Origin of the sequence: Paeniroseomonas aquatica (assembly GCF_030409335.1) — a bacterium.
Lineage (GTDB): Bacteria > Pseudomonadota > Alphaproteobacteria > Acetobacterales > Acetobacteraceae > Belnapia > Belnapia aquatica.
Window position 1 is genome coordinate 1 of sequence record NZ_JAUFPN010000152.1, and the last position, 12,967, is coordinate 12,967.

At 70.6% G+C, this 12,967-nt stretch carries 14 protein-coding genes and 1 pseudogene; 4 read left to right on the plus strand and 11 right to left on the minus strand.

From position 1 onward, the window contains the following. The 8 genes and pseudogenes from QWZ14_RS14970 to QWZ14_RS15005 form a co-directional block, all read right to left on the minus strand. A pseudogene (locus QWZ14_RS14970) lies at positions 1–239 on the minus strand (hypothetical protein); the annotation flags it as partial. 29 nt (positions 240–268) lie between these two features. Further along, positions 269–781, minus strand: coding sequence for a protein TolR (gene tolR, locus QWZ14_RS14975; protein ID WP_290317524.1), 513 nt, complete (start codon positions 779–781; stop codon positions 269–271). Positions 782–785: 4 nt separating this feature from the next. After that, positions 786–1,544: a protein TolQ gene (gene tolQ, locus QWZ14_RS14980; RefSeq protein WP_290317525.1), complete on the minus strand. Its 759-nt coding sequence runs from the start codon at positions 1,542–1,544 to the stop codon at positions 786–788. Positions 1,545–1,546: 2 nt separating this feature from the next. Next, complete coding sequence (ybgC, locus tag QWZ14_RS14985) at positions 1,547–1,990, minus strand: tol-pal system-associated acyl-CoA thioesterase (protein WP_290317526.1); 444 nt, start codon at positions 1,988–1,990, stop codon at positions 1,547–1,549. After that, entirely contained in the window at positions 1,987–3,018 is a 1,032-nt protein-coding gene (gene ruvB, locus QWZ14_RS14990; protein WP_290317565.1) for a Holliday junction branch migration DNA helicase RuvB, read from the minus strand. The genes ybgC and ruvB overlap by 4 nt, the downstream gene beginning before the upstream one ends. Positions 3,019–3,068: 50 nt before the next feature. Then, positions 3,069–3,674, minus strand: coding sequence for a Holliday junction branch migration protein RuvA (gene ruvA / locus QWZ14_RS14995; RefSeq protein WP_290317527.1), 606 nt, complete (start codon positions 3,672–3,674; stop codon positions 3,069–3,071). Between the two features lie 52 nt (positions 3,675–3,726). Continuing rightward, positions 3,727–4,242: a crossover junction endodeoxyribonuclease RuvC gene (ruvC, locus tag QWZ14_RS15000; RefSeq protein ID WP_290317528.1), complete on the minus strand. Its 516-nt coding sequence runs from the start codon at positions 4,240–4,242 to the stop codon at positions 3,727–3,729. 1 nt (position 4,243) lies between these two features. Continuing rightward, entirely contained in the window at positions 4,244–4,996 is a 753-nt protein-coding gene (locus tag QWZ14_RS15005) for a YebC/PmpR family DNA-binding transcriptional regulator (RefSeq protein WP_290317529.1), read from the minus strand. Positions 4,997–5,165: 169 nt separating this feature from the next. Between QWZ14_RS15005 and QWZ14_RS15010 the strand changes: the two genes are divergently transcribed. Beyond that, positions 5,166–5,795 (plus strand): pyridoxamine 5'-phosphate oxidase family protein, encoded by a 630-nt coding sequence (locus QWZ14_RS15010; protein ID WP_290317530.1) that lies wholly within the window; start codon positions 5,166–5,168, stop codon positions 5,793–5,795. A 30-nt stretch (positions 5,796–5,825) separates the two neighbouring features. Here the strand turns inward: QWZ14_RS15010 and QWZ14_RS15015 are convergent, their stop codons facing one another. Then, a complete protein-coding gene (locus tag QWZ14_RS15015) occupies positions 5,826–6,059 on the minus strand; it encodes a hypothetical protein (RefSeq protein WP_290317531.1) in 234 nt (77 codons plus the stop codon). Positions 6,060–6,140: 81 nt separating this feature from the next. After that, positions 6,141–7,469 carry a nucleotide sugar dehydrogenase gene (locus QWZ14_RS15020; RefSeq protein ID WP_290317532.1) on the minus strand — a complete coding sequence of 443 codons (1,329 nt, stop codon included), beginning with the start codon at positions 7,467–7,469 and terminating at the stop codon, positions 6,141–6,143. Between the two features lie 189 nt (positions 7,470–7,658). On the opposite strand from QWZ14_RS15020, the gene QWZ14_RS15025 reads away from it, so the two are divergent. Further along, the gene (locus QWZ14_RS15025; RefSeq protein WP_290317533.1) at positions 7,659–8,660 is read left to right on the plus strand and encodes an NAD-dependent epimerase/dehydratase family protein; all 1,002 of its coding nucleotides are present in this window, start codon (positions 7,659–7,661) and stop codon (positions 8,658–8,660) included. Positions 8,661–8,683: 23 nt separating this feature from the next. Further along, a complete protein-coding gene (locus tag QWZ14_RS15030) occupies positions 8,684–9,463 on the plus strand; it encodes a class I SAM-dependent methyltransferase (protein ID WP_290317534.1) in 780 nt (259 codons plus the stop codon). A gap of 79 nt (positions 9,464–9,542) precedes the next feature. Here the strand turns inward: QWZ14_RS15030 and QWZ14_RS15035 are convergent, their stop codons facing one another. Further along, complete coding sequence (locus QWZ14_RS15035) at positions 9,543–11,600, minus strand: calcium-binding protein (RefSeq protein WP_290317535.1); 2,058 nt, start codon at positions 11,598–11,600, stop codon at positions 9,543–9,545. Positions 11,601–12,031: 431 nt separating this feature from the next. Here QWZ14_RS15035 and QWZ14_RS15040 point away from each other — a divergent pair, with 431 nt between their 5' ends. Further along, a complete protein-coding gene (locus QWZ14_RS15040; RefSeq protein ID WP_290317536.1) occupies positions 12,032–12,874 on the plus strand; it encodes a calcium-binding protein in 843 nt (280 codons plus the stop codon). Positions 12,875–12,967: the final 93 nt, after the last annotated feature.

Below are 12,967 nucleotides of genomic sequence, written 5' to 3' on the forward strand. Positions count from 1 at the left end.
TCGGGCGCCGGCGGCTCCGGCCGGGGGGGCTGCGGCACCGCCGCCGGCGCGGCCACCGGCGCGGCGCGTTCGCCCTGGGCCTGCTGCGGCGCCAGCGCGGCGACCAGCTCGACCGCGATCGCCTGCTCCTTCGGCTCCTCCAGCGGCCGCGGCAGGCCGAAGAGCAGACCGAGCACCAGGGCCGCGACGTGCAATGCCGCCGAGATCAGCCCCCAGAATCGCAACCCCCGTCCCTGCATGTCCGCGCCCCCGCGCGTCCCCCTTGATGCTAGCGCGTCGGGTTGCGCGGTGCCGCCGGCGGCGAGGCCGGACGCGGCGCCGTGGTCGGCGCCCGGCCGGCCGGCTGCTCGGCCAGCAGGGCCACCTTGCTGAAGCCGCCGGCGCTGATGGTCCCCATGACCTCCATCACCCGGCCGTAGCTGATCGCCTTGTCGCCGCGGACGAAGATGCGGCGCTCCTGCGCGTTGGGGCCCTGCGCCGCCTCGCCGGCGATCGCCTGCAGCTGCGCCACCAGGCCCTCCAGCGGCACCTCGGTCTCCTGCAGGAAGATCTTGCCCTCGGGGTTCACCGAGATGGTGATCGGCTCGTTGTCCTGGTTCAGTGCGCTCGCCTGGGTCTTCGGCAGGTCGACCGGCACGCCCACCGTCATCAGCGGCGCCGCGACCATGAAGATGATCAGCAGCACCAGCATCACGTCGACCAGCGGCGTGACGTTGATCTCGGCCATCGGCCGGTAGCGGCGGCCGCGGCCGCCGCGGGCACCGTTCAGGGAGGCGGCCATCGGCCTATTCCGCGACCGGCGCGGCGGTGCGGGCTTCCGCGCCCGTCACCGCGCTTTCCGACTGCCGCGACAGGATGGCGCCGAACTCGGCGGCGAAGCCTTCCAGCCGCCCGGCGAAGCGGGCGAGGTCGGAGCTGATTTTGTTGTAGGCCAGCACCGCCGGGATGGCCGCGACCAGGCCGATGGCGGTGGCGAAGAGCGCCTCCGCGATGCCGGGCGCCACCACGGCGAGATTGGTGTTCTGCATGCCGGCGATGGCGGCGAAGCTGTTCATGATGCCCCAGACCGTGCCGAACAGCCCGATGAAGGGCCCGACCGAGCCGACCGAGGCGAGGAAGATCATCCAGCGCTCCATCCGGTCCATCTCGCGCTGCACCGTCACGTTCATGGTGCGGTCGATCCGTTCCTTCAGCCCGGCGGCGACCAGGTCGGAGCCGGCCAGGCGCTGGGCGCTGCGGCGCCACTCGCGCATGGCGGCGGCGAAGACCGCGGCCATCGGATGCGAGGGCTGGTCGCCTTCCTTGCGATAGAGGTCGTCGAGGCTGCCGCCGGACCAGAAGGCATCCTCGAAGGCATCGGCCGCGCGGTTGGCGCGGCGGATGCTCGTCAGCTTTTCGAAGACGATGGCCCAGACCCAGACCGAGGCGAGCAGCAGCCCGATCATCACCAGCTTGACCACCCAGTCCGCCTGGAGGAACAGGCCCCAGAGCGAGAGGTCGTGCAATGCGCCACCCAGGTCGGTCGCCGTAACGCTGCGGTCCACCGCTATTCTCCTTTGTCCAGCGAACCGGGCGCGCCGTTGAGGGCGCTGCGCCAGGGTTCGGGTATCCGCTTCGGCCGCAATCCGTGCCGATCCACGCAGGCCAGTTCCACCCGCAGCGCCGCCAGCGTCGCGTCGCCCTGAACCATGCGCTGGTCCAGCACGAGGGTGACGCCTTTCACCGCGATGACCCGCGTCTCGACGACCAAGGCGTCGTCGAGCCGGGCGGGGCGCCAATACTCTACTTCGATGCGCCGCACCACGAGTATCGAATCATGACGCTCCATCATCAGGGAATGCGGCAAGCCCATGTCCCGCAAGGATTCCGTCCGGGCCCGCTCGGCCCAGCGCAGATAGGTGGCGTGATAGGCCATCCCCCCCGCGTCGGTGTCCTCGAAGTAGACGCGGATCGGGAAGGCGTGCGCCGGGGATTGCGGGGGCGTTCTCAAGGCAGCAACAGGTCCGGCTGGATGGCGAAGCCCGCCGGCGGCGTCATGCCGAGATGCCGCCAGCCCGGCTCGCCCAGCATCCGCCCGCGCGGCGTGCGCAGGATGAGGCCTTCCTGGATCAGGAAGGGCTCGATGACGTCCTCGATGGTGTCGCGGCTTTCGGCCAGCGCCGCGGCCAGGGTCTCGACCCCGACCGGGCCGCCGTTGTGGTGCTCGGCGATGCGCCGGAGGTAGCGGCGATCCATGGCGTCGAGGCCCATGCGGTCCACCTCCAGCCGGGCCAGCGCGCCATCCACCATGGCCCGGTCGGCGAGGACCTTGCCCACCAGCGCGAAGTCCCTGACGCGGCGCAGCAGCCGGCCCGCGATGCGCGGGGTCCCGCGCGAGCGGTTGGCGATCTCGAGCGCCCCCGCCTCGGCCAGCTCGAAGCCAAGCTTCTGCGCGCCGCGGCGGACGATCAGCAGCAGCTCCTCCGGCGTGTAGAACTGCAGCCGCAGCGGGATGCCGAAGCGGTCCCGCAGCGGCGTCGCCAGCAGCCCGGCCCGCGTCGTGGCGCCGACCAGGGTGAAGGGCGGCAGGTCGATCCGCACGGTGCGGGCCGCCGGCCCCTCGCCGATGATGAGGTCGAGCTGGAAATCCTCCATCGCGGGATAGAGGGTCTCCTCCAGCGCCGGCTGCAGCCGGTGGATCTCGTCGACGAAGAGCACGTCGCGCGGCTGCAGGTTGGTCAGGATGGCGGCCAGGTCGCCGGCGCGCTGCAGGATCGGCCCCGAGGTCGCCCGGAAGCCGACGCCCAGCTCCCGCGCCACGATCTGCGCCAGGGTGGTCTTGCCGAGGCCGGGCGGGCCATGCAGCAGCACGTGGTCCAGCGCCTCGCCGCGGGTGCGGGCGGCCTCGATGAAGACGGCGAGGTTCTCGCGCAGCGCCGGCTGGCCGGTGAAGTCGGCGAGCACCTGCGGCCGCAGCGTCGCCTCGGCGGCATCCTCGTCGGTGCGGATCGGCGTGGTGATGCGGTCATCCGCCTCCATCTCGGGCGGCGGTGGCGGTGGCGGTGGCGTGCCCCGCTTGCGGCTGCCGCTCATCGGGCCAGCTCCTTCAGGCTGTCGCGGATCAGCCCCTCAAGGCCCGCATCCTCGCCCAGCCGCGCCTTGGCCCGGTTCACCGCCGCCTGCGCCTCGGGCCGCTTCCAGCCGAGGTTGATCAGGGCGGAGACCGCATCCGCCGCGGCGCCCGGCAGCGGCAGCACGCTATCCGATACCGCGATGCCGCTCGGCGCCTGGATGCCCCCCGCCCAGTCGCGCAGCTCGGTCACCAGCCGGTCGGCCAGCTTGGCGCCGACGCCATTGGCCTGGCGCAGCCCGGTCCGGTCGGCGCGGCGCACCGCCTCGGCCAGGTCCTCCGGCGCGAAGGCCGAGAGGATGTCGAGCGCCAGCTTGGTGCCGACGCCCTGCACCGTGCCCAGTCGGCGGAAGGTGTCGCGTTCCCCGGTGGTGGCGAAGCCGACCAGCACGATGGCGTCCTGGCGCACCTGGGTCTCGACCAGCACCTTCGCGGGCCCCTGCACGTCGCGCAGCCGGTCGAGGGTCTTGGTCGAGCAGGACAGGAGGTAACCCACGCCATTCACGTCGAGGATGCAGCCGCCGTCGTGTACCCCGTCGAGCTTGCCGGTTAGTTTCCCGATCATGCTTCACCCCCCCCGGTCGCGGGACGGCGGCAGGACCGCATCGGCCGCCGCCTCATGCCGGCACGTAGCCCCGGGCCAGGGCGAGGCGGGTGCCGCGGTGATGGGCGTGGCAGATGGCGATGGCCAGCGCATCCGCCGCATCCGACCGCCGCATGACCGCGCCCGGCAGCAGCCGCTTCACCATGGCCTCCACCTGGGTCTTGTCGGCATGGCCGGTGCCGACCACCGCGCGCTTGACCTCCATCGCCTGGTATTCGGCGACGGGAATGCCGCCCAGCGCCGGGGTCAGCAGCACCACGCCGCGGGCCTGGCCCAGCTTCAGCGCCGCCTGCGGGTTCTTGTTGACATAGGTATGCTCGACCGCCGCCTCGTCGGGCTGCCACTGCTCCAGCAGCAGCAGGATGCCGCGATGCAGCGTGCAGAGCCGGTCGGCCAGGGGCTGCGAGGCATCGGTCGAGATCACCCCGTCGCCCAGGTGCCGCAGCCGGCTGCCGGCACTTTCCACCATCCCCCAGCCGGTATGCTGGAGGCCGGGGTCGAGTCCCAGCAGGCGGACCGACTGGTACAAGCTACTGCTCCGACAGCCGCTGCATGACCGCCTCGGAGACCTCGAAATTGGCGAAGACGTTCTGTACGTCGTCGTTGTCGTCGAGGATGTCGACCAGCTTCAGCACGTCCCGCGCCTTGTCCTCGTCGAGGTCGATCGTGACCGAGGGCACCCATTCCAGCTTGGCGGTCTCGGACGCGCCGAAAGCGGCCTCCAGCGCGTCCCGCACCGCGAAGAAATCCTCGATGGTGGTGGTGACCTCATGCCCCTCGTCGTCGCTCTCGACATCCTGGGCGCCGGCCTCGATCGCCGCCTCCAGCATGGCATCGGCGCTGGCCGCCGCTGCGGGATAGGCGATGACGCCCTTCCGCTCGAACTGGAAGGCGACCGAATTGGTCTCGCCGAGCGCCCCGCCGTGCTTGGCGAAGGCCGAGCGCAGGTCGCCCGCGGTGCGGTTGCGGTTGTCGGTCAGCGCCTCGACGATGATGGCGACGCCGTAGGGGCCGTAGCCCTCGTAGCGCACCTCCTGGTAGTCCTCGCCCTGCCCGGCCGTCGAGGCGCGCTTGATGGCGCGGTCGACCGTGTCCCGCGTCATGTTCGCGGCGAGCGCGGCCTTCACCGCGGCGCGCAGCCGCGGGTTCATCGCCGGGTCGGGCAAGCCCTGCTTGGCCGAGACGGTGATCTCACGGATCAGCTTGCCGAAGGCCCGGGCCTTCTTGGCGCCCTGGGCCGCCTTGCGGTGCATGATGTTCTTCGCGTGCGAGTGGCCCGCCATGGCCCCAGCCTTCTCCCGACTCTGAGATTCCGCTTGAAGGCCGGCTTATAGCGGCATGAGCGAGGCAGCGCCACGGGGTTCCACACAGAGGTTTTCCTGGGCGGCCCCCGGCAGGCGAGGCATCGGCAGGCTTGCGACCGGGACCATCCGGCTGGCACGCTCGCCGCCCATGGACGCCATGACCCCCGCCGACCCCTTCGCCGTCGCCACCCTCGAGCAGCTGGCAGCGATCTATGAGCCGCCGCGCGAGCTGGTGCTGAAGAAGGTGATCCCCCAGCTCGAGTCCAAGGCGCTGGCCTTCATCGCCGCCAGCCCCTTCGCCATCCTGGCGACGGTCGGGCCGCAGGGCGTCCATGCCACGCCGCGCGGCGATGCGCCCGGCTTCATCCGCCCGCTGGACGAGCGGACGCTGGCCCTGCCGGACCGCCGCGGCAACAACCGGCTGGACGGGCTGCGCGACATCATCGCCAATCCCGCCGTCGCCCTGCTCTTCTTCGTCCCCGGCGCCGGCGAGACCTTGCGGGTGAACGGCAAGGCCCGGATCACCGCCGACCCCGGCCTGCGGGAAGGCTTCGCCATCCAGGGCAAGGTCCCGGCGACGGTGGTGCTGATCGCGGTCGAGGAGGTCTACATGCAATGCGCCAAGGCCATCAGCCGCTCGCGGCTCTGGGGCGAGCGGGCGCGGCCGGCGGCGGTGCCGAGCATGGGCGAACTCATCGCCGCCCATACCCGCGGGCTGGTGGATCCGGTCAGCTACGACCGGGACGCGCCGCAGCGGCTGCTAGACACCATGTACTAGCGGGCCGGGCCATCCGGGGCCCCGCGCACCCTACCCCATCTGCCGGCGCTTCGCCCCGTTGGCCTCGCGGGACGGGACCGCCCCCGGAAGCTGGGACTGGACCTGGGGCGGCGCCACCTGCCGGGTGCGGCCCGCATCCCGCCGCCGCTGGATCTCGTCCCGCGCCACGGCGTCGCGCAGCGCCCCTTCGTAGCTGAGGCCGCCCGCGGCACCGCCGAGGATCGAGCCGCCAGGGGCGAAGGCAGGCGGGTCGGGGCGTTCCATCGAAAGCTCCTGCGGCAGGTCGCAGGACTGTGCACGCCTATGGCGGCCGCTGCGATGACGAATCGGTGAAGAGGCGGCAGGTCAGGCCTTGACGATGTGGGGCCCCGCCAGGCCGAGCCGGGCGCAGACGTTCCGCGTATCCACCACCAGCGGCACCGCCGCGGCGAGGCCGGCGTAGTCCACCCCATCGTGGTCGGCGACGACCAGCGCGGCGTGACATTCGGCCAGCGTCGCCGCCGACCAGGCCAGGCCATGCCGACCCGCCAGCGCCGGATGCTCCGCCAGGGGCGGGATCACCGGCACCAGCGGGTCGAAGTAGCAGGCCGCGGCGCCGCGTGCCTCCAGCATCTCCATCAGCCTCAGGCCGGGGCTTTCCCGCAGATCCTCGAGGTTGCGCTTGTAGCCGATGCCCAGCACCAGCACCCGGGCGCCACGCAGCCCGCGGCCCTGCAGCCGGTCCAGCGCCAGCGCCAGCCGGTCCAGCACGTGCTGCGGCATGGCCGCGTTGATCTCGCCGGCCAGGTCGATGAAGCGGGTCGGCACCCCGTGCGCCCTGGCCTGCCAGCTGAGGTACTGCGGGTCGACCGGGATGCAGTGCCCGCCCAGCCCCGGCCCCGGGAAGAAGGGCATGTAGCCGAAGGGCTTGGTCCGCGCCGCCTCGATCACCTCCCAGACGTCGATCCCCATGGCGCCGAAGACCAGCTTCAGCTCGTTCACCAGGGCCATGTTGACGGCCCGGAAGATGTTCTCCGTGAGCTTGGCCGCCTCCGCCACGTCGGCCGAGGCGACCGGCACCACCTGCTCGAGGAAGGCGCCGTAGAGCGCGCTGGCCAATGCGAGCGAGGGCGCGTCGACCCCTCCGACCACCCGTGGGATGGTCGCGGTGCGGAAGCCGCCGTTGCCGGGGTCCTCCCGCTCCGGCGCATGCGCCAGGAAGAATCCAGTCCCGCACCGCAGGCCGGTCGCCTCCAGGATCGGCAGCATTACCTGCCGGGTGGTGCCGGGGAAGCTGGTCGATTCGAGGACGATCAGCTGGCCGGGCCGGAGCTGCCGGGCGATGCGCCAGCTCGCCGCCTCCACCGCTGTCAGGTCGGGTTCCCGGTGCCGTCCCAGGGGCGTCGGCACGCAGACCAGCACCGCATCGGCCTCCGCCAGCCGGTGCCAGGCCGCGCTGACCCGCAGGCGGCCGCTGCGCAGCGCCCCCTGCACCGTCTCCGCCGGGACCTGCCGCAGCGGGCTCTGGCCGGCCGCCAGATGCCGCACGCGCTGCGGGTCCTGGTCGAGCGCCAGCACGTCGAACCCCGCCGCGACCAGGGCCAGGGCCAGCGGCAGCCCGACATAGCCCAGCCCGATGACCGCGATGGTCCCCTGCCGGGCGCGGAACCGCGCGGCGAGCGCCGCGACCGGCATGGTTTCCGCCGGGGCAGGACAAGGCCGCAGGGGCAGGGAATCCGGCATGGACAAATCAATGCGATATCGTTTCTTTTGCGTCAAGGCCAATCACCGGGGGCAGGATCGCCGGCCGCGCCGCGAAAGCTTCCCTCCCTCCGCCCAACTGCTCTAGGACACCGGGGAACCCAGGCTGATCGGCACCATCCCATGAAGATTCTGGTCACCGGCAGCGCCGGTTTCATCGGCTTCCACCTCGCGCAGCGGCTGCTCGCCGAGGGCCATGCCGTCACCGGCATCGATGCCATGGTCCCCTACTACGACGTCAGGCTGAAGGAGGCCCGGCACGCCCTGCTGGAACGCCAGCCCGGCTTCACCCCGCTGCTCTTCGACCTGGCCGAGCCCGGGCGGATCGCCGCAACGATGGCGGCCATGCGGCCGGATGTGGTGGTCCACCTCGCGGCCCAGGCCGGGGTGCGCTACGCGCTGGAACATCCCGAGAGCTACATCCACAACAACGTGCTGGCGACCTACGCCCTGCTCGAGGCCTGCAAGGCGCAGCCGGTGCAGCACCTGCTCATGGCCTCGACCAGTTCCGCCTACGGCGCCAACCAGTCGATGCCCTTCCGCGAGACGGATGCGGTGGCCACGCCGCTGAACATCTACGCCGCGACCAAGATGGCGACCGAGAGCATCGGCCACAGCTACGCGCATCTCTGGCACCAGCCGGTGACCATGTTCCGCTTCTTTACGGTCTATGGGCCCTGGGGTCGGCCGGACATGGCCTTCTTCAAGTTCACCGACGCCATCCTGCGCGGCCGGCCGATCGACATCTACAACCATGGCCGGATGGAGCGGGACTTCACCTACGTGGACGATCTGGTGGAGGCGATCACCCGGCTGATCCCCTGCGTCCCAGTCGCCGGCCAGGCGGTCGCGCCCTGCGACTCGATCAGCCCGGTGGCGCCCTTCCGGGTGGTCAACATCGGCAATGCCCAGCCGGTCCAGCTGCTGGACTTCATCGCCGCCATCGAGCAGGCCTGCGGCCGTCCCGCCATCCGCAACCCGATGGACATGCAGCCCGGGGAGGTGCTGAAGACCTGGGCCGATGCCAGCCTGCTGCAGGCCTTGACCGGCTACCGCCCGAGCACCGGCATCGCCGCCGGCATCGACGCCTTCGTCACCTGGTTCAGGGCCTATCACCGGCTCTGATCGCCACCGGAGCCCGAGCCCGCATGAGCCGCAAGCTGCAGAGCGTCGCCAGCTACGAACAATGGGTTGCCCACCTGCTGGCGAATTACCCCGAGGAGGAAGCGCTCTCGATCGCGGTCGGCGGCGACTACGAGGATATCGGGATCTACGAGCATGCCCTGCTCCGCAGCCACGGGCTGCAGCCGGACCAGGTGGTGATCGACGTCGGCTGCGGCTCCGGCCGGCTCGCCTGGCAGCTGCGGCGCTACCCGGAGCTGCGCTACACCGGCACGGACCCGGTTCCGGCCCTGGTCGACTACGCCCGACGCAAGGTCGGGCGGCCGGATTTCCGATTCGTGGTCGAGCGGGAGAACCGGCTGCCGGCCGCCCCGGGCAGCGCCGACCTGGTTGTCTTCTTCTCCGTCCTCACCCATCTGCTGCACGAGGAATCCTATGCCTACCTCGAGGCCGCGCGGGAGGCGCTGCGACCCGGCGGGCGGGTGATATTCTCTTTCCTCGAATTCGCGGTGCCGGTGAACTGGCCGATCTTCCAGAATTGCGTCGCCTGGGCGCGAAGTTCGGGCAATGCCGGGCATCTCAACGTCTTCCTGCACCGGTCCGACCTGCGGATCTGGGCACAGCAGCTCGGCTTCAACGTCGTCGCCATGCTCTATGGCGACGCGCCCATCGTCGAGGTGGATGCGGCGGCGGCAACCGCCCGGGTGCCGGTCGGGCGCTATCCGCTCGGCCAGTCGCTCTGCGTCCTGCGCAAGCCCCTGCCCGGGGAGGCGGTGGAGCCGGCGCTTATCCCGCGCGAGGCCTGAGCCCTCGCCACGAAAAAGGGCCGGGCATTGCTGCCCGGCCCCTGCCGTCTCCGGGGGAGATCCTCCCCCGGGGTCCGGATCAGTAGAAGATGACGTCGTTGGCGAAGCTGAAGCCGGTCGCATCGGCGATGAAGGTGATGCTGGCACCGGCGGTGGTGAAGCTCAGATCGCCGCCCACCAGGGTGAAGTCCGCCGCCGTCACCGAACCGGTGGCGAAGGAGAGCTTGTCGGTCCCGACCTCGAAGTCGACGATGATGTCGTCGCCCGCGGCCGCGCCGAAGAGGAACACATCCGCGCCTGCGCCACCGGTGAGGGCATCGTCGCCCGCGCCGCCGACGATGGTGTCGTTGCCGGCCCCGCCGTCGAGCTCGTCGCCGCCACCGCCGCCGTCCAGCAGGTTGGCGACGTCGTTGCCCACGAGGACATCGGCGCCGTCACCGGTCTTGATGGCCTCGATCGACGTCAGGCGGAGATCGAGCGCCGGGCTGTCGGGCACCGAAAGGTCGATGCTGACCCCGGCCGAGGAGAGGCTGAGGTCGAGGGTGTCGAAGCCGCCGCCGCCATCGATGATCCCCTCGGACAGGGTGAAGGTCTCGTCGAGATCGGTGCCGTAGAACATGACGTCCTTGGCGAAGCTGAAGCCGGCCGCATCGCTGAGGAAGGTGATGCTGGCACCGGCGGTGGAGAAGCTCAGCTCGCCACCCGCCAGGCTGAAGTCCGCCGCCGTCACCGACCCGTAGGCGAAGGAGAGCTTGTCCAGCCCGACTTCGAGGTCGGTGATGATGTCCGCGCCGGATCCGGCCGCGAATTTGAAGATGTCCGAGCCCGCTCCGCCGGTGAGGACATCGTCGCCCTCGCCGCCGATGATGGTGTCGTTGCCGGCCCCGCCATCGAGCGCGTCGCCGTTGTTGCCGCCGTCCAGCAGGTTGCTGGCAGCGTCGCCGGTGAGGACGTCGGCGCCGTAGCCGGTCCTGATGCCCTCGATCGAAGTCAGGCGGAGATCGAGCGCCGGGCTGTCGGGCGCCGAGAGGTCGATGCTGAACCCGATCTGGAAGAAGCCGAGGTCCAGCGTGTCGAAGCCGGCGCCGCCGTCGATGACGCCCGTGGTGAGGGTGAAGGTATCGCCGAAGGCGGTGCCGACCAGCGCCTCGATGCCGCCGAAGTAGGTGGCGCCGGCGATGGCGCTGCTGGTGGCGGAGTAGGCGTTGACGACCACGCCGGCGGTGAGGCCGGCGAAGCTGAGGGTATCGATGCCGTCGCCGCCCAGGACCGTGTCCGTGCCGGTCGACAGGATCAGGTCGTCGCCGCTGCCGGCCACGATGTAGTTGGCGCCCGCGCCGCCATCGATCGTGTCGGCGCCCTCGCTGCCGACGACGACGTCGTCGCCGAGGCCGCTGGACAGGCTGCTGTTGGCGCCGCTGCCCAGGATGACGTCGTTGCCGGCGCCGCCGTCGACGGTATCGGCGCCGCCGTAGCCGAAGATGTAGTCGTCGCCGGTGCCGCCCGAGATGCTGTCGCCCGCGCCGCCGCCGATGAGCTGGTCGTTGCCCTCGCCGCCGAGCAGCGTGCTGGCCGAGGCGAAGACGCCGATGAGGGTGTCGTCGCCGCCGCCGCCGTCGAGGAGGCTGCCGACGTAGCCGATGGAATCGCCGGCGCTGGTGCCGATGATGGTCTCGACGCCGGAGAAGTAGGTCGTGCCCGCCAGGCCGGGCCCCGTGGCGCTGATCGCGTCCACGGTGACGGGGCCGGAGACGCCGGCGAAGCTGAGGGTGTCGACGCCGTCGCCGCCCTGGATGTTGTCGGTGCCGCCGCCGGAGATGAAGAGGTCGTCGCCGAGGCCGCCGACGAGGAAGTTGAGCCCGAGGCCGCCCGCCAGGGTATCGTTCCCACCGAGGCCGCTCAGCTGGTCGTTGCCGGCGCCGCCGGTGATGGAATCGTTGCCGCCGGCCGCGAGCACGGTGTCGTTGCCGTCGCCGCCTTCGAGGGTATTGGCGCCCGAGCCGCCGACCCGGATGTCGATGTAGTCATCGCCGCCGAGACCGCTGAGCGAGACGCTGTCGGTCGTGGTGCCGAAGAAATCCTGGCTGGCGGTCCCGACCCGGACCTTGTTGCCGCTGCTTGCAATGAAAACTGCCATCGAGACGCTCCCGCGGATCCGAAGCGAACGGAAGCCGCCCGCATACGGGCACCCCATTCAACCCATACCATAGAACTCATACTTGGTTCACAACCGCTGGTGAAGCGGGCAGGTCGTCTCAATTTGTACCGGTCCTCGCCTGGGCGGCCGGGAACCCGGTATCAAGGGTTGCACGGTCCGCTGGCGCTGCGCCCAGTTGAGGCAGGCATTGGTTGCGGATTGGTTGCGCAGGGCCATCAGCCCGACAGGCGCGGCGGCCAGCCCCTCCCGCGGCATGTCCTCGGATTGGGCACGGCGGCTTCCTCGCCAATGGGTGTAATGACTTGTCTCGGGCATTGCCTCCAGATTGACCAGATCGCAACCACTGGTTAAAGATCGCCCCTATTGGAAGGCGCCTTGTTGGTGCCCGAGCCGTCGACGGGGTGTAGGCCATGGCAGATTTCGCTTCGATTGCAGGGGGGTCGCCCATCCTCCTTTCCGCCGTTCCATCCAACCTGGATGCCTTTTACCATATCGAGACGGGTGGCCTTTTCGTCGATCGCAGCGGCGCAAGCGCCAATACGCAGGTTGACGCCAGCGCGGCGACCGGCGGCATCGCCTACAAGGGCAGCGACGCCGACGACGGCGCCGGCTTCAGCTTCCAGGGCAGCGCCTTCGGCGACACCGTGAACGGCGGCGCCGGCGCCGACAGCATCTCCACCGGCGAGGGCAACAATTACGCCCTGGGCGGCGACGGCGCCGACTCCATCACCGCCGGCGGCGGAGCCGACACGATCATCGGCGGCGCCGGCGACGACGCCATCTCCGGCGGCAACGGCGCCAACAACCTGCAGGGCGGCGACGGCAACGACACCATCCTCGGCGGCGCCGACAACGACAGCATCTCCGGCGGCTCGGGCAACGACAACCTCTGGGGCGGGGCCGGCAACGACACCATCCTGGGCGGCGACGGCAACGACAGCATCGTCGGCGGCGCCGGCGACGACATGCTCATCGGCGGTGCGGGCAGCGACGTCTTCGCCTACGGCGACGGCTTCGGCGGCAACGACACCATCGTCGGCTTCAGCTACGGCCAGGACTTCGTGGCCATCAAGGCCGGCATGGGCGGCCTCACCTCGCTCAGCGGCTTCGACGGCGTCACCAACAAGATCGAAGTGGTCGGCAGCAGCGTGAAGGTGACGATCGGCACCGACACCATCCTGATCAAGGGCATCGCCGGGGCCAGCACCAGCGACCTGCTGAGCAACCCCGAGAACTGGATCAAGATCGTCTAAGCCGCATCGATAAAGACACCGGAAACCTTTGCCGGTTACCCGTGTCGCATGAAGGCGGGGGTAAAGGTTCTGGATACCTTCGGGCACGCACCG

Excerpts from the sequence above, each read along its gene's own strand:
- QWZ14_RS15035 (WP_290317535.1), bottom strand. The coding sequence starts at position 11,600 with ATGGCAGTTTTCATTGCAAGCAGCGGCAACAAGGTCCGGGTCGGGACC.
- ruvB (WP_290317565.1), bottom strand. The coding sequence starts at position 3,018 with ATGGAGGCGGATGACCGCATCACCACGCCGATCCGCACCGACGAGGAT.
- QWZ14_RS15025 (WP_290317533.1), top strand. The coding sequence starts at position 7,659 with ATGAAGATTCTGGTCACCGGCAGCGCCGGTTTCATCGGCTTCCACCTC.
- QWZ14_RS15005 (WP_290317529.1), bottom strand. The coding sequence starts at position 4,996 with ATGGCGGGCCACTCGCACGCGAAGAACATCATGCACCGCAAGGCGGCC.
- ruvA (WP_290317527.1), bottom strand. The coding sequence starts at position 3,674 with ATGATCGGGAAACTAACCGGCAAGCTCGACGGGGTACACGACGGCGGC.
- tolR (WP_290317524.1), bottom strand. The coding sequence starts at position 781 with ATGGCCGCCTCCCTGAACGGTGCCCGCGGCGGCCGCGGCCGCCGCTAC.
- QWZ14_RS15010 (WP_290317530.1), top strand. The coding sequence starts at position 5,166 with ATGGACGCCATGACCCCCGCCGACCCCTTCGCCGTCGCCACCCTCGAG.
- QWZ14_RS15020 (WP_290317532.1), bottom strand. The coding sequence starts at position 7,469 with ATGCCGGTCGCGGCGCTCGCCGCGCGGTTCCGCGCCCGGCAGGGGACC.
- QWZ14_RS15030 (WP_290317534.1), top strand. The coding sequence starts at position 8,684 with ATGAGCCGCAAGCTGCAGAGCGTCGCCAGCTACGAACAATGGGTTGCC.
- QWZ14_RS15015 (WP_290317531.1), bottom strand. The coding sequence starts at position 6,059 with ATGGAACGCCCCGACCCGCCTGCCTTCGCCCCTGGCGGCTCGATCCTC.
- QWZ14_RS15040 (WP_290317536.1), top strand. The coding sequence starts at position 12,032 with ATGGCAGATTTCGCTTCGATTGCAGGGGGGTCGCCCATCCTCCTTTCC.